21 protein-coding genes, 1 other RNA gene and 1 other annotated feature are annotated in these 25,423 nt (G+C 39.0%); of the genes, 18 read left to right on the forward strand and 4 right to left on the reverse strand.

All coding sequences use genetic code 11. The features are described from left to right. Positions 1-208 precede the first annotated feature (208 nt). Positions 209-781 (forward strand): BofC C-terminal domain-containing protein, encoded by a 573-nt coding sequence (locus ASU02_RS14365; RefSeq protein WP_057764765.1) that lies wholly within the window; start codon positions 209-211, stop codon positions 779-781. 254 nt (positions 782-1,035) lie between these two features. Here ASU02_RS14365 and ASU02_RS14370 read toward each other — a convergent pair whose 3' ends face one another. After that, entirely contained in the window at positions 1,036-1,551 is a 516-nt protein-coding gene (locus ASU02_RS14370; RefSeq protein ID WP_057764767.1) for a hypothetical protein, read from the reverse strand. Between the two features lie 137 nt (positions 1,552-1,688). Between ASU02_RS14370 and ruvA the strand changes: the two genes are divergently transcribed. From ruvA to yajC, 5 genes are all read left to right on the forward strand, one after another. Then, positions 1,689-2,300, forward strand: a complete 612-nt coding sequence (gene ruvA / locus ASU02_RS14375; protein WP_057764769.1) for a Holliday junction branch migration protein RuvA — start codon at positions 1,689-1,691, stop codon at positions 2,298-2,300. A 34-nt stretch (positions 2,301-2,334) separates the two neighbouring features. Continuing rightward, positions 2,335-3,339 carry a Holliday junction branch migration DNA helicase RuvB gene (ruvB, locus tag ASU02_RS14380; RefSeq protein ID WP_057764771.1) on the forward strand — a complete coding sequence of 335 codons (1,005 nt, stop codon included), beginning with the start codon at positions 2,335-2,337 and terminating at the stop codon, positions 3,337-3,339. An 18-nt stretch (positions 3,340-3,357) separates the two neighbouring features. Continuing rightward, the gene (gene queA, locus ASU02_RS14385) at positions 3,358-4,386 is read left to right on the forward strand and encodes a tRNA preQ1(34) S-adenosylmethionine ribosyltransferase-isomerase QueA (RefSeq protein ID WP_057764773.1); all 1,029 of its coding nucleotides are present in this window, start codon (positions 3,358-3,360) and stop codon (positions 4,384-4,386) included. 33 nt (positions 4,387-4,419) lie between these two features. Next, a complete protein-coding gene (gene tgt / locus ASU02_RS14390; RefSeq protein ID WP_057764775.1) occupies positions 4,420-5,559 on the forward strand; it encodes a tRNA guanosine(34) transglycosylase Tgt in 1,140 nt (379 codons plus the stop codon). A gap of 77 nt (positions 5,560-5,636) precedes the next feature. Continuing rightward, the gene (yajC, locus tag ASU02_RS14395; protein WP_057764777.1) at positions 5,637-5,927 is read left to right on the forward strand and encodes a preprotein translocase subunit YajC; all 291 of its coding nucleotides are present in this window, start codon (positions 5,637-5,639) and stop codon (positions 5,925-5,927) included. 161 nt (positions 5,928-6,088) lie between these two features. Here the strand turns inward: yajC and ASU02_RS14400 are convergent, their stop codons facing one another. After that, a complete protein-coding gene (locus ASU02_RS14400; protein ID WP_082631813.1) occupies positions 6,089-6,481 on the reverse strand; it encodes a TIGR04086 family membrane protein in 393 nt (130 codons plus the stop codon). 199 nt (positions 6,482-6,680) lie between these two features. On the opposite strand from ASU02_RS14400, the gene ASU02_RS14405 reads away from it, so the two are divergent. After that, the gene (locus ASU02_RS14405; protein ID WP_057764780.1) at positions 6,681-7,331 is read left to right on the forward strand and encodes a DUF421 domain-containing protein; all 651 of its coding nucleotides are present in this window, start codon (positions 6,681-6,683) and stop codon (positions 7,329-7,331) included. Between the two features lie 39 nt (positions 7,332-7,370). Here ASU02_RS14405 and spoVB read toward each other — a convergent pair whose 3' ends face one another. Beyond that, a complete protein-coding gene (spoVB, locus tag ASU02_RS14410; RefSeq protein WP_057764781.1) occupies positions 7,371-8,933 on the reverse strand; it encodes a stage V sporulation protein B in 1,563 nt (520 codons plus the stop codon). 168 nt (positions 8,934-9,101) lie between these two features. On the opposite strand from spoVB, the gene ASU02_RS14415 reads away from it, so the two are divergent. The 7 genes from ASU02_RS14415 (at position 9,102) to dtd (ending at position 18,994) form a co-directional block, all read left to right on the forward strand. Then, positions 9,102-9,398: a post-transcriptional regulator gene (locus ASU02_RS14415; protein ID WP_057764782.1), complete on the forward strand. Its 297-nt coding sequence runs from the start codon at positions 9,102-9,104 to the stop codon at positions 9,396-9,398. Between the two features lie 218 nt (positions 9,399-9,616). Further along, positions 9,617-11,878, forward strand: a complete 2,262-nt coding sequence (secDF, locus tag ASU02_RS14420; protein WP_057764783.1) for a protein translocase subunit SecDF — start codon at positions 9,617-9,619, stop codon at positions 11,876-11,878. A 101-nt stretch (positions 11,879-11,979) separates the two neighbouring features. Next, a complete protein-coding gene (locus tag ASU02_RS14425) occupies positions 11,980-12,909 on the forward strand; it encodes a cation diffusion facilitator family transporter (protein ID WP_408607275.1) in 930 nt (309 codons plus the stop codon). Between the two features lie 329 nt (positions 12,910-13,238). Beyond that, positions 13,239-15,605: a single-stranded-DNA-specific exonuclease RecJ gene (gene recJ / locus ASU02_RS14435; protein ID WP_057764786.1), complete on the forward strand. Its 2,367-nt coding sequence runs from the start codon at positions 13,239-13,241 to the stop codon at positions 15,603-15,605. Then, complete coding sequence (locus ASU02_RS14440; protein WP_057764787.1) at positions 15,596-16,108, forward strand: adenine phosphoribosyltransferase; 513 nt, start codon at positions 15,596-15,598, stop codon at positions 16,106-16,108. The genes recJ and ASU02_RS14440 overlap by 10 nt, the downstream gene beginning before the upstream one ends. Before the next feature lie 234 nt (positions 16,109-16,342). Continuing rightward, a complete protein-coding gene (locus ASU02_RS14445; protein ID WP_057764788.1) occupies positions 16,343-18,541 on the forward strand; it encodes a RelA/SpoT family protein in 2,199 nt (732 codons plus the stop codon). A 12-nt stretch (positions 18,542-18,553) separates the two neighbouring features. Then, on the forward strand, positions 18,554-18,994 hold the full coding sequence (gene dtd, locus ASU02_RS14450) for a D-aminoacyl-tRNA deacylase (RefSeq protein ID WP_057764790.1): 441 nt from the start codon (positions 18,554-18,556) through the stop codon (positions 18,992-18,994). Between the two features lie 125 nt (positions 18,995-19,119). Here dtd and ASU02_RS14455 read toward each other — a convergent pair whose 3' ends face one another. Continuing rightward, positions 19,120-20,889: an SH3 domain-containing protein gene (locus ASU02_RS14455; protein WP_057764792.1), complete on the reverse strand. Its 1,770-nt coding sequence runs from the start codon at positions 20,887-20,889 to the stop codon at positions 19,120-19,122. A gap of 222 nt (positions 20,890-21,111) precedes the next feature. On the opposite strand from ASU02_RS14455, the gene ASU02_RS26690 reads away from it, so the two are divergent. From ASU02_RS26690 to ssrS, 4 genes are all read left to right on the forward strand, one after another. Next, positions 21,112-21,288: a hypothetical protein gene (locus tag ASU02_RS26690; protein WP_057764799.1), complete on the forward strand. Its 177-nt coding sequence runs from the start codon at positions 21,112-21,114 to the stop codon at positions 21,286-21,288. A 90-nt stretch (positions 21,289-21,378) separates the two neighbouring features. After that, positions 21,379-21,626, forward strand: a binding site (T-box leader). 81 nt (positions 21,627-21,707) lie between these two features. After that, on the forward strand, positions 21,708-22,982 hold the full coding sequence (gene hisS, locus ASU02_RS14465) for a histidine--tRNA ligase (protein ID WP_057764802.1): 1,275 nt from the start codon (positions 21,708-21,710) through the stop codon (positions 22,980-22,982). Positions 22,983-23,098: 116 nt separating this feature from the next. Then, positions 23,099-24,868 (forward strand): aspartate--tRNA ligase, encoded by a 1,770-nt coding sequence (aspS, locus tag ASU02_RS14470; protein ID WP_057764804.1) that lies wholly within the window; start codon positions 23,099-23,101, stop codon positions 24,866-24,868. Between the two features lie 67 nt (positions 24,869-24,935). Beyond that, positions 24,936-25,120: non-coding RNA, 6S RNA (gene ssrS / locus ASU02_RS25910), on the forward strand. Positions 25,121-25,423 lie beyond the last annotated feature (303 nt).

Consider the following 25,423-nt stretch of genomic DNA (forward strand, 5'->3'; position numbering starts at 1 on the left):
TATTGTTCTATTTCTATTTTAAAACAAAAAAGACTGTAGGCAAACTCGATTTTCATCAAGTTTGTCTACAGTCTGAGGCAGGGCAATGCCCTGTCTTTTTTGTTAAATTAAAATTTTAAAAATTAATTTGGATAAGCTTGAAAAAAATGGTCACACTAGATACTGATATTGATCTTAGATGTCACATTTATTTAAGAGGTGACCGAACATGAGAACCAATTGGTGGGCTCCTGGCCTTCTTTGTTTAACTGCCTTTATATTTATTTTTTTTCAGGATAGTCCTTTCAATAAAAATAGCGGATATAGTATTGTCAGCGCAAATTATGAGTTAATGAATCAGATCCAAAGGAACGTCATACTGGAAAGAATGTATGTAGATGGAGAGGTCAGTCAAGAAACAGTAAAAGAAACAATAGCGAGTATGGAAGCTTTAAGGGCAAAATATAGCGAGTGGCAGCTTATTCATATGGATGATAAAAAAATTGTGTTTCGAATGAAGATGGATGACATTTCACCTCTGTTGAAAGCAAATGGATATTTTGGCATCACAGAGGAAGGTGTGCTGACCATCTTTAATGGCAGACCTCAGAAAACAAATATTATTCAATCTTTTTTTCAAATTGATATAGGACGGCTTGAGAGTAAGACATGTGAGGAATTAAAAAAGGGGATTCCAATAAAGACAAAAGAAAACTTTGTTGAAGTGCTAGAAACGTTTAAAACTTATTCAAAAGGGGATCAAGTGGAACTTCAATCAGCTGGGGGTATTACAGCTCTTTAAAAAACAAGCAAAAAATAAAAGCAAAAGCTCCAGCAACTAGAAAAAAAGGCTGCGGTGCTTTTGCTTTTTTAAAATTAAAAATAGATTGGAGTTAGAGAATTTCTAGCGCAAGCGTCCTATCGCCTATCAAACTTCAGGCCCCCTCCGCAATGATTGTGTCAACATCGGTTCGCTCGCACTCACCGTGTTTCCTTTATCAAAAGAGCCGGTACTTCTGAGTTTGTACGGCGATGACCAAGGCGCATACGCTACTCTTATTTTTCAATAGAAGTAATAACGTATTGGCCATCCTTTAATTCCACTTGGTAAGTAACATTTTTATTGGTTTTGAGGGTTGCCTTATTTTCGTTACCTTCAATCGTTACAGCTTCTAGATTCGTTTCAAGGAAGGAAGGTGTGAAGTATGGTTCAGCATTTATAATCATTTGTCCTTCAGCTGTTTTTTCCTCAGTTGCATAATGGGTATAAATATCCTTTGCTAATTCCTTGCTATAGTATTTGGATAGAAATTCAACTGACTTTTCTTCATCTGCAAAATTAGCATTAATGACAGGTGTCGTTTCGTCAGCAGCAACCTCTTTATGGAACACTTCATTTACTTTCAGCTCTGCGACTCTTACAGAATTATATATTTTTGATTTAGCAGATTCAGTGAGTTCAGCAGTCTTTTTCTCTGTTGTTTTTTCTGCTGGCTCTTCAGTTGCAGAGGAGCAGCCTGCAGCTGTAAAGATGAGCGAGAAAATTGCGAATATAGCTAATAGTTTCTTCATTTATATGACCTCCGAAGATGTTTTGAAAACATTTTCAATTATAATAATTCTTATTCTCTTATTGCAACCTTTTTTTCTACGAACCTAAATTAAAGTATGGTACAATGAGGTACAGAAAATCTCAAGGAGCGAGTATGTTGTTTGAATTCATTAAAGGCCGGGTTGAATATATCGGACCAGAATTTGTCGTGATTGAAAATAATGGGGTAGGTTTTCAAATTTCTACACCGAATCCATTTAGCTTTAAGCAAGAATATGGTCAGGAAGTAAAGGTATATACATACCATCATGTTAGACAAGATTTCATGGCTCTATATGGCTTTCATTCCCGCGAGGAAAAAACATTGTTTATTAAGCTTTTAGATGTAACAGGAATCGGACCGAAGGGAGCATTAGCCATTCTTGCTTCTGGAGAACCAGAGCAGGTCGTCCAGGCGATTGAAAATGAAGATGAAGGATTCCTTGTCAAATTCCCAGGAGTAGGGAAGAAAACAGCAAGACAAATTATCTTAGATTTGAAAGGAAAGCTGCAAAACATTGTCCCTGATTTCTTTCCGGACTTGTTTTCAGTTGATAAAATACAGCCTATGCATAATAGCTATTCTTCGGAGTTTGAAGAAGCGATGCTTGCATTGCAGGCTCTGGGCTATTCCGAAAAAGAAATTAAGAAAATTTCACCTGAGCTGCAAAAGGAACAGCTTACTACAGATCAATACATAAAAAAGGCGCTGCAGCGACTATTAAAATAATATAAATCGTTTGAATAAAAGGCGTGATAAACAAATGGAAGAGCGGATTATTTCTGGCGAAGCGGATATTCAGGAGCTATCCTTTGAGCAAAGTCTGCGCCCGCAGAACTTAAAACAGTATATTGGTCAGGATAAAGTGAAGGAAAACCTGGAAATTTTCATTCAAGCTGCTAAGCTTCGGCAGGAAACACTTGACCACGTACTTCTTTACGGTCCGCCAGGTCTCGGAAAGACGACACTTGCTGCAATAATTGCAAATGAAATGGGCGTTAATATACGGACTACTGCTGGACCTGCGATTGAAAGACCGGGTGATTTAGCGGCTATTCTTACTGCATTGGAGCCAGGTGATGTCCTATTTATTGATGAAATTCACCGGCTTCCACGAACAATTGAAGAAGTACTATATCCTGCAATGGAAGACTTTTGTCTTGATATTGTTATTGGAAAGGGTCCAAGTGCCAGATCCGTACGGCTTGACCTCCCTCCGTTTACATTAGTAGGAGCAACGACAAGGGCAGGTTCATTGTCTGCTCCGCTTAGAGATCGGTTTGGTGTACTTAGCAGGCTGGAATACTATAATGAAACACAATTAACGGATATTGTGATTAGAACGGCAGAGGTACTAGCTACGGAGATAGATGAACTAGCAGCTGTGGAAATAGCGCGAAGGTCTAGAGGAACCCCGAGGATAGCGAATCGGCTTTTAAGAAGAGTAAGAGACTTTGCACAAGTAAGAGGGAACGGTGTTGTTGACGAACAGCTTGCCAAAGAAGCGTTAGAGCTTTTGCAAGTAGACCGTTTAGGGCTGGATCATATTGACCATAAATTATTAAGAGGGATAATTGAAAAATTCCGCGGAGGACCAGTAGGCCTAGAAACCATTGCAGCCACAATTGGTGAAGAGTCACATACAATCGAAGATGTTTACGAACCATATTTATTGCAGATTGGTTTTCTTCAGCGTACGCCAAGGGGCAGGATCGTAACAGATTTAGTGTACCGTCATTTTCAGATGGAGGTACCGAAAACAGAATAATAATAAAGTTGGTGCATCATGAAAGTAGATTTATTTGATTTCCATTTACCAGAAGAATTAATTGCTCAGACTCCTCTCATTGAGAGAACCAGCAGCAGATTAATGGTTTTGGATAAGGAAAAAGGGGCGACCCAGCATACAGTTTTTAAACATATTAAAGAACATTTGAAAGCAGGAGACTGTCTTGTTTTAAATGATACAAGAGTCCTTCCCGCCCGTCTTTTTGGGGAAAAAGAAGGGACAGGTGCTAAAATAGAAGTTCTTCTATTAAAACAGCTGGAAGGTGATTCGTGGGAAACTCTTATTAAACCAGCAAAACGTGTAAAAGAAGGCACCCGAATTGTGTTTGGCAATGGGAAATTAAGTGCTGTCTGTACACAGACCTCTGAGCATGGCGGAAGAGTTCTTGAATTTCAATATGACGGGATTTTTTATGAGGTTCTTGAGCAATTAGGTGAAATGCCGCTCCCGCCATACATTAAAGAACAACTGGATGATCAAGAGCGTTATCAAACCGTTTTTGCTCGTGAACGCGGCTCGGCCGCTGCTCCGACAGCAGGTCTTCATTTTACAGAACAATTGCTTGAAGAAATTAAAGAATTAGGTGTCCATATTGCCTTTATTACGCTTCATGTTGGCCTTGGAACATTTCGTCCTGTGAATGTTGAGGATTTAAATGAGCATGAAATGCATTCTGAATTTTATCAAATGACAGAGGGCACGGCGAGGCTTTTAAATGAAGTGCGTGAGGAAGGCGGAAGAATTATCTCTGTTGGAACGACGTCAACAAGGACACTGGAAACGATTGCCTCTGCTAATAATGGCCGTTTTGAAGAGGCAAGTGGCTGGACAGATATTTTTATTTATCCAGGCTATGAATTCAAGGCTATTGATGGAATGATCACAAATTTCCATCTGCCAAAATCAACGCTGATAATGCTTGTCAGTGCATTAGCAGGCAGAGAAAATGTCTTGAATGCCTATCGTGAAGCAGTTGAAGAAAAATATAGATTCTTTAGCTTTGGAGATGCGATGCTAATTATTTAAGGTAAACTGACATATTGGAAGGAGAACAATCAATTGACAGCCATTCGTTATGAATTAATTAAAACATGTAAACAAACAGGTGCACGGCTTGGTCGTGTTCATACACCACATGGTTCTTTTGAAACCCCGGTATTTATGCCTGTTGGAACGCTTGCAACTGTAAAAACAATGTCCCCTGAAGAACTTGTGCAGATGGGGGCAGGCATTATTTTAAGCAATACATATCATCTCTGGCTTCGTCCTGGTCAGGAAATCGTTGAGGAAGCAGGCGGCTTGCATAAATTCATGAATTGGGATCGTGCAATTTTAACAGATTCCGGCGGATTCCAAGTGTTTAGCTTAAGTGAATTCCGCAAAATTGAGGAAGAGGGCGTCCATTTTCGCAATCATTTAAATGGGGACAAGCTGTTTTTATCACCTGAGAAAGCAATGGAAATTCAAAACTCACTTGGCTCGGATATTATGATGGCATTTGACGAATGTCCGCCATTTCCGGCAACCTATGAATATATGCAGAAATCAGTTGAACGAACTTCACGCTGGGCGGAGCGCTGCTTAAATGCACACAAACGCCCAAATGATCAAGGTCTATTCGGCATAGTCCAAGGCGGAGAGTATGAAGAGCTGCGCAAGCAAAGTGCGAAGGATTTGGTTTCACTTGATTTTCCAGGGTATGCTGTAGGAGGGTTATCAGTAGGTGAGCCAAAGGATGTTATGAATAGGGTGCTTGAATTTACGACGCCGTTGCTGCCTTCGAATAAACCTAGATATTTAATGGGAGTAGGTTCTCCGGATTCCTTAATTGACGGAGCGATTCGTGGAATTGATATGTTTGATTGTGTACTGCCGACGAGAATTGCCCGTAATGGAACATTGATGACGAGTGAAGGCCGCTTAGTCGTTAAGAATGCGAAATTTGCAAAGGATTTTGGACCGATTGATGAGCACTGTGACTGCTACACTTGCCGTAATTACAGCCGTGCATATATCCGTCATCTCATTCGCTGTGATGAGACATTCGGAATAAGACTTACAACTTACCATAATCTCTATTTTCTGTTAAAATTAATGGAACAGGTCAGACAAGCGATCAGAGAGGATCGTCTGGGGGACTTTAGAGAAGAATTTTTCGAAAGATATGGGTTTAATAAGCCAAATGCGAAAAACTTCTAAAACAGAGGAATGTTCAAGAATGGGACAATCCCACAATCTTTGAATATTCTTTACGTGGTGAAAGGGGTGAAAAATATATGGAAATGATTAGTACAATAGGACCACTATTGTTAATGTTTGTTTTATTTTACTTTTTGCTTATTCGTCCGCAGCAGAAGCGCCAAAAGGCAGTTCAGCAAATGCAGAGCGATTTGAAAAAAGGAGATAAAATCGTAACAATTGGAGGACTTCACGGCTTTGTCGATGCCATCGATGAAGGAAAAGTTGTTATAAAGTGTGGAGATGGAAGCCGTCTTACATACGATCGCTCAGCTATTCGCGAAGTAACAGAAGTAGCTGCAGGCGGAGATATGCTTGCAAAATCTTAAGAATGAAAGAGGCGGAATCTGTATGATTCCGCCTCTTTTTTTATAAGGCAGCTATTAAAGCTTTTTGTTAAAGGATTGTTTGTCGCAAAGAGCCTATCGTCTATCAAACTTCGGGTCTCGTCGAAGTGTGTCAGGCGATGATCAGGATGGTTGCGCTTTTCTTATGCTGCTCTTGATTTATTATTAGACATATTCACACCTAAGATTCCGCCCATCATAGCTGTAAGGATATAACAGACATGGTAGATCGTCTGCTGCAGATTAAATAAACTATCCTGGCCTAAATATTGAAAAAGAAAAATTATGAGGGAATAAATTAACCCGGTTAAACCCCCGATCATCCATCCTTTTTGTTTGCCCTTTCCACCTGAAATGAATCCCCCGATAAAAAGTGAAACGAAAGAAATGGCTGTAATAACAAATTGTACGGAAGATTCTTGAAGAGATGTAAATCTTAATAATAGAGAAATAATTAAACTGCTAATTATGGCAAGAACAAAAACTGCGATTAAGCCGAAAAGTATTCCGCTGCCTACATGTTTTGAATCTTCTATTTTGCTCCTCTCCCTTCTAACTTGAAAGTTCAATCAGTACAGCCATGCAGACTGTCTGATTCCTTAGTACAAGCATATTCACATAAAGGAAAAATAGAATATAAAACTTAAAACAACATTGGGAAATGAAATGTTATTAACATAATTTCTCTAACATAGTTCAGAATAAAGAGGAATGTAATTAAAGGAGGAATGGTGTATGGAGGAATATTCCATAATTATTTTACGGACCATTTTTTTGTACATCATTATCATGGTTATATTTCGAGCGATGGGAAAAAAGGAGCTTGGCCAGTTGAGCACAGTAGATCTTGTTGTATCGATTATGATTGCTGAGATAGCTGTACTGGCAATAGAAAAGCCAGATAGCCCATTGTTTACAAATATATTGCCTATGCTGATATTGATGCTCATCCAAATCAGTTTCTCATTTGCTACACTAAAAAGTAAGCGAATCCGAGACCTTGTGGATGGGAAGCCAACAATAATTATTAATAAAGGGAAAATTGATGAAGAAGCAATGAAAAAGCATCGTTATAACTTTGATGATCTCTTGTTGCAGCTAAGAGGAAAAGATGTTCGCAATATTACAGATGTAGAGTTTGCCATCCTTGAAACTACAGGGGAATTATCAGTATTGAAAAAGGAAAAAAAGAAAAAGGGAAATATGACGATTCCGCTTATCTTGGATGGAATCGTTCAAGAAGAAAATCTAGAAGTTATCAATGAAACGAACTTTTGGCTCCGGCAGCAGCTGAAGAAAAGAGGGTTTAACGATTTGAATAAAATTTCTTTTTGCAGCTATGAAAATGGCCAGTTCTATATTGATTTGAAAAATGAAAAAAAATAAGAGACACCCATCTAAATATTTGGTGTCTCAACTGCCGAACTATTTAAAAGCAAACTTTGATAGGTGCTCTCCAATCCAAGGTATCCGTTTCAATTCATCCTGTTTTACTAACCCAAATAGTAAAGAAAGAATGGAATAACTAACTGTAATGAGAATGGCAATCAGCAAAACCTGAATAATCAGATGTGTATCTTCATTTATACTTTGGAGAACCCAATAGCCCAAATACCCAGATACCCCCATAACAAGGAAAGTTTTTATATAATCACGAACATAAAAAGTGAAAGAAATCTTTTTTAATATAGTTGCGAAGTGCAGCAGTGTGACAAGGACAAAGCCCACGAGAATCCCCATGGCTACACCAGTAATTCCAAACTCAGCCTGACGAGCTAATAAATAAATCACCGCTGTTTTTACAACGGCTCCAATTAAGCTATTGATCATCGCTGCTCTTGCTAAATTTAAAGCTTGAAGTGCTGCCTGAAGCGGACCTTGGAAATAATGGAATAAGAAGAAGGGTGCCATTAATTTAATAAATTGTGTTCCGCTAGAGGAGTTATACATGACTTTCATTAATTCGTCAGACAAAACGTAAATAACAACAACTGCTAAACCACCGCTTAAAAGACAGAAGCGAAGCGCTTGCTGTAAACGATATTCGATTAATCGGTTATTATTCTGCGAGTTTGCCTCACTAATTGCAGGAACAAGGGCAGTTGACAGAGAAAGAGTAACAAAGGATGGCAGCATTAATAAAGGCATGGCAAAACCAGTAAGGGCTCCATATTGCTTTGTCGCAGCAATGGCAGCAACTCCAGCAATCGCAAGACTATGGGAAACAACGATAGGTTCAAAGAACCATGCCAAGGAACCAATCATTCTGCTGCCTGTTGTTGGTAAGGCAATACTCATTAACTCATTAAATGTCTTTTTTCCTGATTTAACAGACTTGAAAAATTGTTTTCTTACTCTGAATTTCTTTTTGAGCTTGAAGGTTGTTAATAGATAGACTAATGATGCTAATTCACCAATGACAGAAGCGACCATAGCCCCTGCAGCAGCATATTCAATCCCATATGGAAGAAAAGCTTTCGTTAAGGCTGCAATTAGAGTGATTCTTACTATCTGTTCAATCATTTGAGATATAGCAGCTGGCTTCATGTTTTGTCTGCCCTGGAAATAGCCGCGGATAACAGATGAAATTGCAATTATAGGTACAATGGGTGCAATAACCAGCAGCGGAAGTTTTGTACGCGGATCTGTGAAAAATGTTTCCGATAGAATCGGAGCGAGTAAAATTAAGGCAGGTGTAAAAATAGCCGAAAGTGAAATGGTTACAGCGAGTGAAACGACTAAAATTTTCTTAACCTTTGCTGAATCCCCTTGTGCTTCTGCTTCTGCTACATTTTTAGAAATGGCAACAGGCAGTCCAAGCTGTGTAATTGTAACGACAAGAATTAAAGTAGGGAAGGCCATCATATAAAGCCCAACTCCCTCTTCCCCTATGAATCGAGCGATAACTATTCTGTTTATAAATCCGAGCACCCTTGTGACAAGTCCGGCTGCCAATAGGATGATCGTACCTCTTAAAAACTTAGACATTGGTTTCCCTGCCTTCTCAAAATAGGTGTTATCATATACAATTAACTATATGCAATGATGTGGACAAAGCATGACAAGCAATCATTAATTTTTAAGAGTAATCGTTAATTTTGAGTGGAGTGGATAATGAAATATTTTCCTAAGCAGTTAATTAAAGGGGGTTCTAGAGTGAAGACGAGCCATAAATATGATTCTTTTCGTTATCAAGTTCAGCCAGCAATCGCAAGCAAATTGGAGGAATTTTTTTTATTGGGGTACGGTCATGTGAAGGAACAGGAGCTTTGGGATTTTTTAACGACGAAGAAATGGCGCAAGACTGCCCAGGACAAACGAATTGCTGAGATTGTTGACGATATCCTCTCAGTAAAGGTGGGGGACTACTTTAGTTTTGCAACAATTGAGGCTTTTAAAGAAGCGCAGTTTGCATTTGATGATGAAGATGAGCGTCGGGAACTTTTGAAATAGAAAATTGGCTTCCTTCATCATTCGGTCAACACTTCTAACATCTGACCTCTACAATAATTGACAGCTTTTATAAACTGTTTCATAATGAAAATATTGAAATTCCCGGTCGACTTATCCATATTTATGTTGGATGCTGTTATAGCGTTTAAATAGGATGTCACTACCGGTTTACGTTAAGAAGTCTTTACAGGCTTGTATTTAAGGAGGACAATTACATAATGGTAAAGCGCGGTCGCATTGTTGCCTTCTTCCTGATTGTTTTATTAATAGGAAGCTTGATAGGAACAACAACTAATGGCATTACAAAAAACATTAAACTTGGGCTGGATCTACAAGGGGGCTTTGAGGTTCTTTATAAAGTATCAACTTTAGACGGTAAAAAGGTTGATAAAGCTACCCTAGCTAGTACGGCAAAAGCACTAGAAAAACGGATCAATGTATTGGGCGTAAGTGAGCCTAGTATTCAAATTGAGGGGCAGGATAGAATTCGCGTACAGCTAGCTGGCGTCACGGATCAAAATAAGGCCCGTGAAATGTTATCAACACAAGCGAATCTATCCTTCAGAGATGTTAACGATGTGAAACTCATGGATGGTTCGGATCTTGCAGAAGGCGGTGCGAAACAAACCTTTGATGAAAATGGAAATCCGAGTGTTTCACTTAAGCTGACTAGTGCAAGTAAATTTAAAGATGTCACACAAAAGATTGTTAATATGGGTGCACCAAATAATTTACTAGTTATTTGGCTTGATTTTGAAGAAGGGAACTCCTTTAAAGCGGAAGCAGCAAAGGAAAATCCGGCTTATTTATCTGCTCCACAGGTGAGTCAGGTGTTTAACCAGGATACTGTTTCGATTACCGGCAGTTTTACGATGGAAGAAGCTACTACTTTAGCTGACCTCTTAAATGCAGGTTCACTGCCTGTAAAATTAGATGAAGTCTATTCAACTTCAGTAGGCGCTCAGTTTGGTGAGCAAGCATTGCAAAAAACAGTTCTTGGAGGAATTGTTGGAATTGCAATCATTTACCTATTTATGCTTATTTTCTACCGATTCCCTGGTTTAATTGCAACGATTACATTATCTATTTATATTTTCCTCATTCTTCTCATATTTGATTGGATGAATGCCGTACTAACTCTGCCTGCTATTGCGGCCCTTGTCCTTGGGGTAGGTATGGCTGTTGATGCGAATATTATCACCTATGAAAGAATTAAAGAAGAAATAAAGGTTGGAAGAACAGTTAAGTCGGCCTTTAATGCCGGAAATCAAAACTCGTTTGCTTCTATTTTTGATGCTAATATTACAACTCTTCTTGCAGCAGGTGTCTTATTTGTATATGGTACAAGCTCGATAAAGGGCTTTGGAACAATGCTAATCATTAGTATTCTTGTCAGCTTTTTAACAGCTGTTTACGGTTCAAGGCTGCTGCTCGGTCTATGGGTAAACAGTAATCTGTTTAATAAGAAACCTGGCTGGTTTGGTGTGAAAAAGAGCGAGATTAGAAATATTTCTGAGAATGTAGATACACATGATTTGCCAACCATATATGATAAAATAGATTTTGTGAAAACCCGAAAAATATATTATTTTATTTCTGGAGCTTTAATGGCTTTAGGAATTGTTTTAGTGTCCGTCTTCGGTTTAAATTTAGGAATTGACTTCTCGAGCGGGACGCGAATTGATATTCAAGCATCGCATGCCTTGACGAAGGAAGAAGTGAAATCAGAGTTATTGAAGCTTGATATCGATACTGACAATATCGTTATTTCTGGAGATGAAAAAAATATTGGGGTTGCAAGGTTAAAAGGTGTTTTAGCGAAGGAAGAGATCGCAACCTTAAAGACGGAATTCCATAAAATATACGGTTCGGACCCAACAGTTAGTACGGTTTCATCGACTGTCGGAAAAGAGTTAGCGAAAAATGGGATAAAGTCATTAATCATTGCCGCAATTGGGATCATTATTTATGTATCGATCCGTTTTGAAATGAAAATGGCAGTACCAGCTGTAGTAGCATTGTTACATGATGCATTCCTAATTGTTGTTTTCTTTAGTATCACAAGATTAGAAGTTGATGTAACTTTTATCGCTGCGATCTTGACGGTTATTGGATATTCCATTAATGATACAATTGTTACATTCGATAGAATGCGTGAAAATATGCAAAAGAAAAAGCGTTTAAAAACAAAGGAAGATATTGCGGATGTTGTAAATAGGGCCTTACGCCAAGTGATGACGAGGTCAATCAACACAGTTTTAACGGTTATTATCGCAATTCTGGGATTGCTCATCTTTGGTAGTGAATCCATTCGAAACTTCTCTATTGCCTTACTTGTCGGTACGATAGTAGGAGTGTATTCTTCCATATTCCTAGCTGCTCAATGGTGGTATGACTGGAAAGTGAAGGAACTAAATCAAAAAGGTGTAATAAAAACCGTTAAAGAAAAACGGAAAACAAGCGATGAACCTCAAGTATAAATAATCTTTGTACAATAGTAAAAACCTCAGGAACCCCCTGAGGCTTTTTACTTTCTCTGAAGGTATTATTACGGCAAATGGGTTAAACTAAAAGTAAGATTATGGGAGGAAGGAAGTTTTTAGTGAGTAATCAGGATCGTTTTAAAAAAGCAGAATTTGCTGCTATGCTTGGGATCATTGTAAATATCGTTCTTGCTATCGTTAAATGGGGAATTGGGGTTTATGCTGGAAGCCGTGCATTAGTAGCAGATGCGGTTCACTCTGCTTCAGACGTAGCTGGATCATTTGCTGTTTATTTAGGTTTGAAGGCTGCGAAGCAGCCGCCTGATGAAGATCACCCTTACGGCCACGGAAAGGCGGAGTCGATTGCTGCTATTATTGTAGCTGTTCTTTTACTATTAGTAGGGATTGAAATTGGCAAATCTTCCTTTGAGGCATTTTTTCAGCCGATTGAGCCGCCTAAAACAATAGCGATTGCTGCAGTAATCCTATCCATTATCGTAAAAGAAATCTTATTTCGCTATAAATATAAATTAGGCCATGAATTAAATAGTGATGCTTTAATTGTGAATGCCTATGAGCACCGTTCAGATGTCTATTCATCCATTGCTGCTTTAGCAGGGATTGGCAGCGCCATTATAGGAGGAAAACTGGGAATTGATTGGCTTGAATATGCTGATCCGGTCGCAGGAATAATTGTTTCATTGATGGTTCTTAAAATGGCCTGGTCTCTTGGGAAAGAATCAATACATAATACACTTGATCATGTTCTACATGAAGAGGACACAATTGAGCTGCGCCATGCAGTTGAAGAATTTGAAGAAGTGAAACAAATTGATGAATTACATGCAAGGGAGCATGGTCATTATGTGATCATTGATTTAAAAATTTCAGTAGATCCATATATAACAGTTGAAGAAGGACATCGAGTTGGAAAAAAGGTCAAGCAAAGGTTATTAGAAATGGAAAATGTTCAGAATGTCTTTGTCCATATTAATCCGTATAATGATGGAGAGCAAGAGATAGAGTAAAGATCTTTTTATCATATTAACTTTGAAACGGCGTGTTTCACGCTGTTTTTATTTGCTATTTTTTATGACTTTTTTTAGCTGAAAGTGATTTTCGTCTTCATTGATTCTAGCGGAGGGAACGAGATTCCTGCGGGAGAAGCGGGAATGGTGAGACCCCACAGGAGCTTGTGCTCCGAGGAGGATAATTGCCCCCTGCGGAAAGTGAGTGCCTGCAGCAAAAATCAGCAGCAATGTTAAACATTGCCTATAAATAAATGAAAGTCTACCTGTTTCTTTCATTGAATCAATAGGATGCCTCCTGTATAATTAAACAGTTGAGGGGTGAACAAATGTTACATTCAAAAACACGATGGATTGTTCAGAATTCAGATGAAGAAAAGGAAAATCTACTTGTACAAGAATTAAATATTACGCCTCTCGTGGCTTCGCTCCTTGTTAATCGTGGATTAGAAACGCCGGATTTAGCACGGCCTTTTTTATTTGATCAAAAGCAGGAATTTCACGATCCTTTTTTATTATCAGATATGGATGCTGCGGTATCAAGAATAAAAGAGGCAATCGAGAATCAGGAAGCAATTTTAATTTTTGGAGACTATGACGCAGATGGTGTAACGAGTACGACAGTGATGATGAAGACTCTTCAAGAGCTTGGTGCAAATGTAGAATTTTATATACCAAACCGCTTTACAGAAGGGTATGGACCCAATATACCAGCATTTCAGCATGCGGCAGAAACAGGTATTAAACTTATCATTACAGTTGATACAGGTATAGCAGCTGTAAATGAGGCAATGGCCGCAAAAGAGCTAGGGCTTGATCTTATAATTACTGACCATCATGAACCAGGACCTGAGCTGCCTGATGCATTGGCAATTATTCACCCGAAGCTTGAAAATAGTGAATATCCATTCCGTGATTTAGCCGGTGTGGGGGTAGCATTTAAATTAGCTCATGCTTTATTAGGCAGGGTTCCAGAACATTTGCTTGAAATTGCTGCAATTGGTACAATTGCTGATCTTGTTTCTCTAAAAGGAGAAAACCGCTTAATTGCTAAAAAGGGGATTAAAAAATTTCAATCGACATCAAATGTTGGTTTAAAAGCATTATTAAAACTAAATAAAGTAGAGCCTAACTCAATAAATGAAGAAACAATTGGTTTTCTCATCGCACCTCGCTTGAATGCGGCAGGAAGATTGGAAAGTGCTGATCCAGCAGTGGATTTGCTGTTAACGGAAGATAGTCTTGAAGCAGAGGCAATTGCAGAGGAAATTGAGCAATTAAATAAGGATCGAAAGACAATAGTCAATGAGATTACCGAGCAGGCCATTCGTGAAGTTGAGGAAAATTATCCAGTGAATGAAAATGCTGTTCTTGTTATAGGAAGAGAAGGCTGGAATGCTGGAGTAATTGGCATTGTCGCATCAAAGCTCGTAGAAACTTTCTACCGGCCTGCGATTGTACTAAGCTATGATGTAGAAAAGGGTTTAGCAAAAGGATCTGCTAGAAGTATAGCAGGCTTTGACCTCTTTAAAAATCTTTCAGAATGCAGAGAGATTTTGCCTCATTTTGGCGGACATCCGATGGCAGCTGGGATGACATTGAAGCTTGATGATGTGAATGATCTTCGAAGCAGACTCAATGCTGCCGCAAAAGATCAGTTATCAGAGGAGGATTTTATTCCTGTAACCCAACTGGATGGAGAAATCGTCTTACATGATATTCATTTGTCATCTTTAGAAGAACTGCAAATGCTTTCTCCATATGGAATGGATAACCCAAAACCAAAAATAATGATTAAAAATGCCAATATATCTGCAATAAGAAAGATTGGTTCGGACCAGAATCATTTGAAGATGACGATTGAAAATGATGGACATACATTAGATGGAGTCGGTTTTGGTCTTGGTTCATTATTTGACCACATTTCTCCAAGTTCGCAAATTTCGGTTATCGGGGAGCTATCGATTAATGAATGGAATAATATTCGCAAGCCGCAAATGTTTCTCCAAGATATAGCTATTGACGCATGGCAGCTATTTGATATTAGGGGAGTAAAGCGGATTGAAAGTTTAGTCGAGCTCATCCCAAAGGATCGTTCAAAATGGATTGTTTTTAATCAAGAGAATATGAGTAAATTTCAAAAGTATACAAACGATAAGTTAATAACGGTTAGTTCTGTAGAGGAAGCCTCTGCACTAAACATTGAGAAAGAAAATGTGGTTTTGATCGATCTTCCAGACTCTAAGGAATTATTAGCTGCAGTATTTGCTGGGAAAAATCCAGCAAGAGTGTACGCACATTTTTATAATGAAAATGACGCATATTTTAGTACGATTCCAACAAGAGATCATTTTAAATGGTTCTATGCTTTATTAGTAAAGAAGGGACCTTTTGATCTAAAAAAATATGGAGATGACATTGCTAAATTTAAAGGCTGGAGCAGACAAACAATTGACTTCATGTCAAAGGTGTTTTTTGAACTTGATTTTGTTAAAATAGAAAATGGATTCATTTCAGTTAATAAAGCAACACAAAAACGTGATTTAACTGATTCATTAACATACCAGAAGGTGCTGGCACAGTATACACTTGAGAGGGATATGGTGTATTCTTCCTATCAGCAATTAAAAGGATGGTTTGACGAAGTGATCCGAGGTTCACGTGAAATTGAGGAGGAAATGAAAGAATGGACTTAAAACAATATATTACAATCGTCCAAGACTGGCCAAAACCAGGTATTCAATTCAAGGATATAACAACATTAATGGATAATGGCGATGCATATCGCTATGCAACAGACAAAATCGTGGAATATGCACGAGAAAAGCATATTGACCTTGTAGTTGGTCCTGAAGCGCGTGGCTTTATTATCGGCTGTCCGGTTGCTTATTCACTTGGAGTAGGTTTTGCCCCTGTAAGAAAGGAAGGCAAGCTTCCCCGTGAAACAATTAAAGTTGATTACGGTCTTGAATATGGGAAAGATGTTCTTACGATCCATAAAGATGCAATCAAACCTGGGCAGCGTGTCTTAATTACCGATGATTTGCTTGCAACAGGCGGAACAATTGAAGCAACGATTAAGTTAGTTGAAGAACTTGGCGGAGTCGTAGCTGGAATTGCCTTCCTAATCGAATTATCGTACTTAAAAGGTCGCGATAAGCTAGAAAAATATGATATACTTACTTTAATGGATTTCTAATTTTCATGAGAGCGCTAAAAAGAGCGCTCTTTTTATATTTTGATTTAAACCGATAACGAGAAATAGTATAGTAAACATACAAAATTCGACAGAGTTTTTGCTTTTCCTTTAAAAATAACCTCCTAACCCTTTACATCTTCGTTTTTTTTTTCGATAATAGTAACAATCATAATTTTTTTTGTATATATGTAAACGGAAATTTAGATAAAACTACTATTAGATAAAGGTGATCCCATGGCGAACGATCATGTTCTGACCGCTGAACAAGTCATCGACAGGACAAAAGTATATTTAAATGATGAGCATGCGGCATTGGTGAAGAAGGCATATGAATTTGCGAGGCATGCACATCGTGAACAATATCGAAAATCGGGTGAACCTTATATTATCCACCCCATCCAAGTTGCGGGAATTTTAGCTGATTTGGAGATGGATCCTTCCACGGTTGCAGCCGGTTTTCTTCATGATGTTGTTGAAGATACTGATGTCACACTTGCTGATATTGAAGAAGCCTTCAATGAGGAAGTGGCTATGCTTGTAGATGGCGTTACAAAGCTTGGTAAAATTAAATATAAATCAAAAGAAGAACAGCAGGCTGAAAACCATCGGAAAATGTTTGTAGCGATGGCGCAGGATATACGGGTCATACTGATTAAACTTGCTGACAGACTTCACAATATGCGCACATTAAAGCATCTTCCAGCTGAAAAACAGCGCAGAATTTCGAATGAAACACTTGAAATTTTTGCTCCGCTTGCCCATCGACTAGGAATATCAAAAATTAAATGGGAGCTTGAAGATACTGCTTTAAGATATTTAAATCCGCAGCAATACTATCGGATTGTCAACCTCATGAAAAAGAAAAGGGCTGAACGGGAGCAATATCTTGAAGATGTCATCGATGTGATGCGGGCAAGGATGGAGGATGTATCGATTAAATCGGAGATATCTGGCCGCCCAAAGCATATTTACAGCATTTATCGGAAAATGGCACTGCAAAATAAGCAATTTAGTGAAATATATGATTTGCTTGCTGTAAGAATTGTTGTTAATAGTATTAAAGATTGCTACGCAGTGCTGGGAATCATCCATACGTGCTGGAAGCCAATGCCAGGACGATTTAAGGATTATATTGCCATGCCGAAGCAAAACATGTATCAATCTCTTCATACGACAGTCATAGGTCCAAAAGGGGATCCGCTTGAAGTACAGATTCGTACATTTGATATGCACCGAATCGCAGAGTTCGGGATTGCCGCTCACTGGGCATATAAAGAAGGAAAAAAGGTCAATGAAGGTTCTCCCTCCATTGAAGACAAGCTAACATGGTTCCGTGAAATATTGGAGTTTCAGGATGATACGGTGAATGCAGAGGAATTCATGGAATCTCTGAAAATTGACCTGTTCTCTGATATGGTTTTTGTATTTACGCCTAAAGGAGATGTAATTGAGCTTCCTTCAGGTTCAGTTCCAATTGATTTCGCCTATCGCATTCACTCGGAGATTGGCAATAAAACAATTGGCTCAAAAGTAAATGGAAAAATGGTGACGTTGGATTATAAATTGAAAACTGGCGATATCATTGAAATATTAACATCCAAGCATTCGTACGGACCAAGTAAGGACTGGCTAAAGCTTGCCCAAACCTCGCAGGCAAAAAATAAAATCCGTCAGTTCTTTAAGAAGCAAAGACGTGATGAGAATGTAGAAAAGGGCAAAGAATTAGTTGAAAAAGAAATCCGTAATATGGATTTTGATTTAAAAGAAATCTTAACGAATGAAAATGTTAAAAGAGTCATAGAAAAGTTTAATTTTACAAATGAAGATGATATGTATGCAGCTGTTGGCTATAATGGTGTTACAGCTTTACAGGTTGCTAACAGGCTGACAGAAAAGTGGCGCAAAAAGCGAGATATGGAGCAAGCAGATATAATTGCGAATGCCGTTTCAGAGCTTAAAGCTTTTCCTTCCACGAAAAAACGTGAATCTGGTGTCCGGGTTGCAGGAATCGATAATTTACTTATTCGGCTGTCTCGCTGCTGTAATCCAGTTCCAGGAGATGAAATTGTTGGCTTCATTACGAAGGGGCGAGGGGTCTCTGTCCATCGGGCTGATTGCACGAATATTGTCACTGAGGATGCGAAAGCTAGATTGATTCCTGTAGAATGGGAAACAGCCTTAAATGATCGGAAAGAATATAGTGTTGAGATTGAGATCACTGGATATGATAGACGTGGATTATTAAATGAAGTACTTCAAGCGGTAAATGAGACAAAAACGAATATTTCTGCAGTAACAGGCCGATCGGATCGAAATAAATCAGCAACGATTAATATGACAATAGCTATCCATAATGTCAGTCATTTACAAAAAGTTGTCGATCGGATTAAACAAATTCCGGATGTATATGCTGTTCGCAGGATTATGAATTAAGGAGTATTTGTTATGCGTGTTGTTGTACAGCGAAGCAAGGAAGCAAGTGTAACCGTTGATGGGGAAACAGTCGGTAGCATTGCAAATGGGTTTGTATTGCTTGTTGGTGTCACACATGAAGACACAATCGAAGATGCGCAGTTTTTAGCTGAGAAAATAGCCAATCTGCGTGTCTTCGAAGATGATGCTGGAAAAATGAACCTTTCCATTCTAGACAAAGGCGGAGAGATTTTATCTGTCTCGCAATTTACTCTCTACGGAGATTGCCGTAAAGGACGCAGGCCCAACTTTATGGACGCTGCAAGGCCCGAGCATGCGGTGAAAATATACGATGCTTTAAATGCTTGCCTTGGGGATAAAGGGATTAAGGTAGCGACCGGTAAATTCGGCGCAATGATGGACGTTCAATTAATCAACGACGGACCGGTTACATTAATAGTTGAAAGTAAATAGAAAAAGGGCGAGAGGATACTCACCCTTTAAAATCGCCTGTGTAGTATAAGGGCAGAAGGTTGATCCGTCCATTGGATCACTTTCTGTACGTGTACCACACAGTTTTTTATTTTGTATTCTATTTTCTAATTAAAATGTTTTGCCAGCCCTTGGTATATCCCAGTAGTCACCATCTCTTGGTATTGACCTGAAGTGACAATCATCTCTTCTGCTGGATTACTTAAATAACCAAGCTCCAATAAAATTGCATTTTTATTATTTTCCCTTAAAACATAATAGTCGCCAAATCGATAGTCGCGATTTTTTAGACTAGAATTTGAGGCAACTGAAGAATGAACATCAGCCGCTAGATCTTTTTGATAGCTGTGGTAGTAGTATGTAGTCATTCCTCTTACACTGCGATCTGCAATACTATCATAGTGGATGCTAATAAAGGCGTCTGCATTATGATATTGCGCTGTGTATACCCTTGATGACAAAGGAATATATGTATCGGTATTTCTCGTTAGAATCACATTTGCGCCAGCAGCTTTTAATTTATCATATAATAGCTTTGCTGTTTTTAATGTCACTGTCTTCTCTATTGTCCCACTAGCTCCTGTTGTTCCGTTATCTCTGCCGCCGTGGCCTGGATCAATGACAATTTTCTTGTTTTTTAAACTTGTTTTAGGTCCTGGTTTTTCAACAACAGGTGCAGAACCGTTTACAGATACAATCCATCCGGCAATAAACCCGCTTTTTCCATTGCCAAGACGTACTTCATACCAATCATTTTGTATACTTATGACATCATATGTCGCCCCTTGATCTGCTCTTTCAACGATAGCAGATGAAGGATCAGCGCTTTTTCTAATATTTGAACCATTATGAAGGATCGTAATCGTGCTTTCCTGAACAGCCTGTTTGCTAGATTCAGTTCCTTTATGATTAGGCTTTTCCAAGTACCAGTTTGCAACCCACCCATAGGAACCTTTTTTAAATTCAATTTTCACCCAATTATTTGCTTCCTCTAGGATCGTAAAGGTTTGTCCCATTGAAACAGAACCAATAGCTTTACCGTTAAGTGAACCAGTGTTTCTTACAGTTAAGGTGGTTGCAGTAACAGTGCCTGTCCCTGATTTATTTGCTTTTGAGGATGGTACTGGTGTATGCTCTTTTACTTCTGTATTTCCTTCGTCCACTTCAACATACTGACTGCTGATCCAGACTCGTTTACCTGAATGGGAGATTTCTGTCCATCCATTTTTTTGAGATAAAATTTTTACTCGATCCCCTGCATTTAACTTACCAATAATTGAACCGTTCCGTGATGGTTCACTACGAATATTAAGTGAATTTGAAGTGATTTTCCCATTCATCGTTTTTGAGTTCGTATTATTAACAGGATTACTTTTGAATTGGACAAATTCACTTGAAACCCAACCGGCTCCATTTGATGTTTCAAGCTGTATCCAATCTCCATCAGCTGCAAGAACCTTATAATTTTCCCCTTTGCTAATCGTGCCGATTACTTGATACTTTGTGCCTGGACCTTTTCTAACTCTAAGTCCATCAGCCGTAATTGTCGCATGATTATTCTTAGACTGTGAAACAGAGGTGCTGCTGGTTTTGCTGCTTTCCAGTGATACAAGCCAGTCGGCTGCCCAGCCTCTTTTTCCATCTTTTAGTTGAATTTCTATCCAGTCTTTTTTCTCGGAAAGATATGGGTAGCTTTCCCCCTTATTCACTTGTTCAACAACAGGATAGCTTAATCCTGGACCCTCCCGAATATTTAAGCGATCGATTCCAATCTTGACATATTGTCCTGCTGCACTAGTAGGTAACAAGTGGACTGGTAACATTCCGATTAAAAGTATTAGACAAAAAAATAGGATGACTTTTTTCTTTTTATGCATGTGCACTCTCCTCTCCTTGCAGATTAACCGTTCCTCATCTTATTAGAAAAACAAAATTGCTTCAGTCAGTCAAGTCTTTCACGAGAATTGCCCTACTATAATTTCTCCTTTTGATTACGATTTCCTTCTAAAAGATTCATTCGACAAGCAATTAGATTAAAGAATAGTTTATTCACATTCATGGGAATACTAGATAAGAATAAGTGAACGAGGGTGATAGAAATGAGATTTGGTGATAAGGGAATGTCTGTTCAATTAGGGGAAAATCAGCTTTTTGGCGTGGATTTTCATGATTTTATTCAGAAGGAACAAAGTTCAAATATGGTTGAATTAGCTTCAGAATTTGGATTATCCGTTAAGGATGTCAGGAAATTGAAAAAACATTTGGAACGATCTTAACAAATCACTATTGACAATGCTCTTGATGATACGTATTATTATATAAATATTAAGAGAAGTTTCTCGCTGACAAAGCGCACTTGGCGCATAATAATACCGATTGATGAAGAAAAGTAATTAAACCCCACATGAAAAGAGAAGAAATGTCATGGGCTGAAAGCATTTCTGCATGATGATTTAATGAATGAACACTTCGTAGGTTTCTCTCTGAAAGAAGCAGCTGCTTTTAGTAGGAGTTGAACGTTAACAGGCGTTAACTGTAAAAGAGGAAGATCGCGAAACATGGCGGCTTCAACTAGGGTGGTACCACGGGAATCTCGAAAGCTCTCGTCCCTTGTATTTATATACAAGGAGGCGGGGGCTTTTTTTATATTTAATAAACTTACACACAACAATTAATAAGCAGGAGGAGACATGACATGTCGATTCGTTTACCAAGAGGAACCCAGGATATTCTCCCAGGTGAGATTGAAAAATGGCACCTGATCGAAGAAAAGGCAAGAGAGCTTTGTGCAAAATTCCAGTATCGTGAAATTAGGACACCAATTTTTGAACACACAGAGCTGTTTTTACGGAGTGTAGGAGATACAACCGATATTGTTCAAAAAGAAATGTATACATTTGAGGATCGCGGTGAACGCAGTTTAACATTGCGGCCAGAAGGCACGGCAGCTGTTGTTCGGTCATTCGTTGAGCATAAAATGTTCGGAGACGCGAACCAGCCAGTTAAGCTTTATTATATGGGACCAATGTTCCGGTATGAACGTCCGCAGGCTGGCCGTTACCGCCAATTCGTTCAATTTGGTGTCGAGGCGATTGGCAGTGCTGATCCAGCAATTGATGCGGAAGTGATTGCTGTAGCTATGTCACTTTATCAATCATTAGGCTTAAAAAAGCTGAAGCTAGTCATTAATAGTCTTGGAGATAAAGAAAGCAGAGCGGCACATCGGGATGCGTTAATCAATCACTTCAAACCAAGAATCGGTGAGTTTTGTAATGATTGTCAAAACCGGCTTGAAAAAAATCCGATGCGCATTCTTGATTGCAAGCAGGATAGAGATCATGAGCTAATGGGAACTGCTCCCTCTATCATCGATTATTTAAATGAGGATTCTAAACACTATTTTGAAAAAGTTCAACAATATCTAAAAGATCTTGATATTCCTTTCGAGGTTGACTCGAATCTTGTTCGCGGACTTGATTATTACAATCACACCGCATTTGAAATTATGAGTGATGCGGAAGGCTTCGGCGCAATTACCACTCTTTGTGGGGGCGGCCGCTACAACGGGCTTACAGAGGAAATTGGCGGACCTGAGGCACCAGGAATTGGCTTTGCGATGAGTATTGAACGCTTTATTGCCGCACTAGAAGCTGAAAAAGTAGAGCTGCCCATTGATAAAGGAATTGATTGCTACCTTGTTTCACTAGGTGAGGAAGCGAAGGATTATACTGTCGGGCTGCTTCATAAGCTCCGTCTAGCAGGCTTCTCTGCTGAGAGAGACTATCTCGATCGAAAAATAAAAGCTCAATTTAAAGCAGCAGACCGTGCAAAGGCAAAGTATGTAGCTGTTCTTGGTGAAGACGAGCTGAAAGCTAATAAAATCAACCTGAAGTCAATGGATACAGGTGAACAAATAGAGCTTGACCTTGAAACCTTTGTAGAAAAGTTTGCTGAATTACTGCAAAAATAATGCACATTGCAAAATCTAATTTATATGCAAAATCAAAGATTTATGTGCAAAAAAGAACATTTACAAATCTATTAGTACTCGTAAAAATTACTGTCTAAATAATAGGAGGAAACATCATGTTTGGGAGATCGTATTACTGCGGAGAAATAACAGAGGCGGCAATTGGAGAAAAAGTAATTTTAAAAGGATGGGTGCAAAAAAGACGTGATCTTGGCGGATTGATTTTCATTGATCTGCGTGATCGAACGGGAATCGTGCAGGTTGTATTTAATCCGGAAACATCTCCTGAAGCTTTAGTATCAGCTGAGCGAGTGAGAAATGAGTTTGTGCTTGATATCGAAGGAGTCGTAGTTGCCAGGGAAGAAGGAACTGTGAACCCAAACTTAAAAACAGGTCATATTGAAATTAAAGCGGAAAAAATTACGATTTTAAATGAAGCGAAAACACCGCCATTTATGCTTGATGACAAAACGGGTGTGTCAGAGGATGTCCGTCTTAAATATCGCTATCTTGACTTAAGAAGACCGGTTATGTTTGAAACGTTAAAAATGCGTCATCAAGTAACAAAAGCAATGAGAGAGTTTCTTGATGGGGAAGGCTTCCTTGATATTGAAACACCTATTCTTACAAAGAGTACACCAGAAGGTGCGCGTGACTACTTAGTTCCGAGCCGCGTTCATCCAGGGGAGTTCTACGCACTTCCGCAATCCCCGCAAATTTTTAAACAGCTGTTAATGGTTGGCGGCTTTGAGCGCTATTACCAAATTGCCCGCTGTTTCCGCGATGAGGATTTACGTGCGGACCGTCAGCCGGAATTCACACAAGTCGATATGGAAATGAGCTTCATGAGTCAAGCCGATATTATCAGCTTAATGGAAAATATGATGAGCAAAATCATGAAAGAAGTAAAAGGGCTAGACGTTCAAACGCCATTTCCGCAAATGACTTATCAGGAAGCAATGGACCGCTATGGTTCGGATAAGCCTGATACACGTTTTGAAATGGAGTTAACAGATCTATCTGAAATTGTGAAGGACTCAAGCTTTAAGGTATTTGCGGGTGCTGTATCTGCAGGTGGCCAAGTAAAGGCAATTAATGTGAAAAATGGTGCAGGCAAATACTCCAGAAAAGATATTGATGCGTTAACAGAGTTTGTCTCTGTCTATGGGGCGAAGGGGCTTGCGTGGTTAAAAGCAGAGGAAGATGGATTAAAAGGACCGATTTCTAAATTTGTAACAGAAGAAGAGCAAAACGCTATTCAGACTGCGCTTTCTGTTGAAGCAGGAGACCTTCTTTTATTCGTGGCAGATAAGACAAGTGTTGTTGCCGATGCTCTAGGTGCACTGCGTATCAAGCTAGGAAAAGAACTTGAACTAATTGATCAATCCAAGTTTAACTTCCTTTGGGTAACAGATTGGCCATTGCTTGAGTATGCTGAAGAGGAAGGCCGCTACTATGCTGCCCATCATCCATTTACTATGCCTGCGAGGGAAGACCTGCCTCTTCTTGATTCGGACCCATCAAAAGTAAGAGCGCAAGCCTATGACCTAGTATTAAATGGCTATGAGCTTGGGGGAGGATCTCTTCGAATTTTTGAAAGAGATGTGCAGGAAAAAATGTTTAATGTCCTTGGCTTTTCAAAAGAGGAAGCAAATGAGCAGTTTGGCTTCTTGCTAGATGCATTTGATTATGGGACACCTCCACATGGCGGGATTGCTTTAGGCCTAGACAGACTTGTGATGATTTTGGCAGGCAGAACGAATCTGCGTGACACTATTGCATTCCCGAAAACCGCTAGTGCAAGCTGTGTCTTAACAGAAGCACCTGGTGAAGTAAGTGAATCACAATTAGATGATTTACACTTAAAGCTTAATTTGAAAAAATGAGAATTGACCTATTTGTGAGTGCTTGAAAGAGCAAATTTGATATGATAAAATATAGGTAATCAAATAAAGAGTCCTGATGTGTTCGTTGTGTAACCTAAAATTTTGACCAACATTATTTCTTCGGGAGATCGGGTTTTCCAGCCGCGTAAATGCCTCATGGATGAGGACTTACTAAAGCGGAAACAGGTCACCCACCTGCTGAGTGCGGGTTCAAAACGAAGGCATCGAGGCGACGGCACGATTGGGACTCTTTACCTACATATTAAATAGTAAAATCCATGTCAATTGAGACATGGATTTATTTTTTTGTTGAAAAAACTTAGTTTGGAAGAAGATACTAGTCGAAATGTTCCAATAAATAGTGAAAAACTATCCCATTTGTAACAACTAAAGGCGAAGCGTACCCACTAAAAGCTAAACATGGTAACGAAAAAGGGCAAAACGTTCCCACCAAAAGTTAAAAAGCTACAAGACGGTAACGAAAAAGGGCAAAACGTTCCCGCCAGAAGTTAAAAAGCTACAAGACGGTAACGAAAAAAGGCAAAACGTTCCCGC

The sequence above is a fragment of the Cytobacillus praedii genome (assembly GCF_001439605.1).
In the GTDB taxonomy this organism is placed as follows: domain Bacteria; phylum Bacillota; class Bacilli; order Bacillales; family Cytobacillaceae; genus Cytobacillus; species Cytobacillus praedii.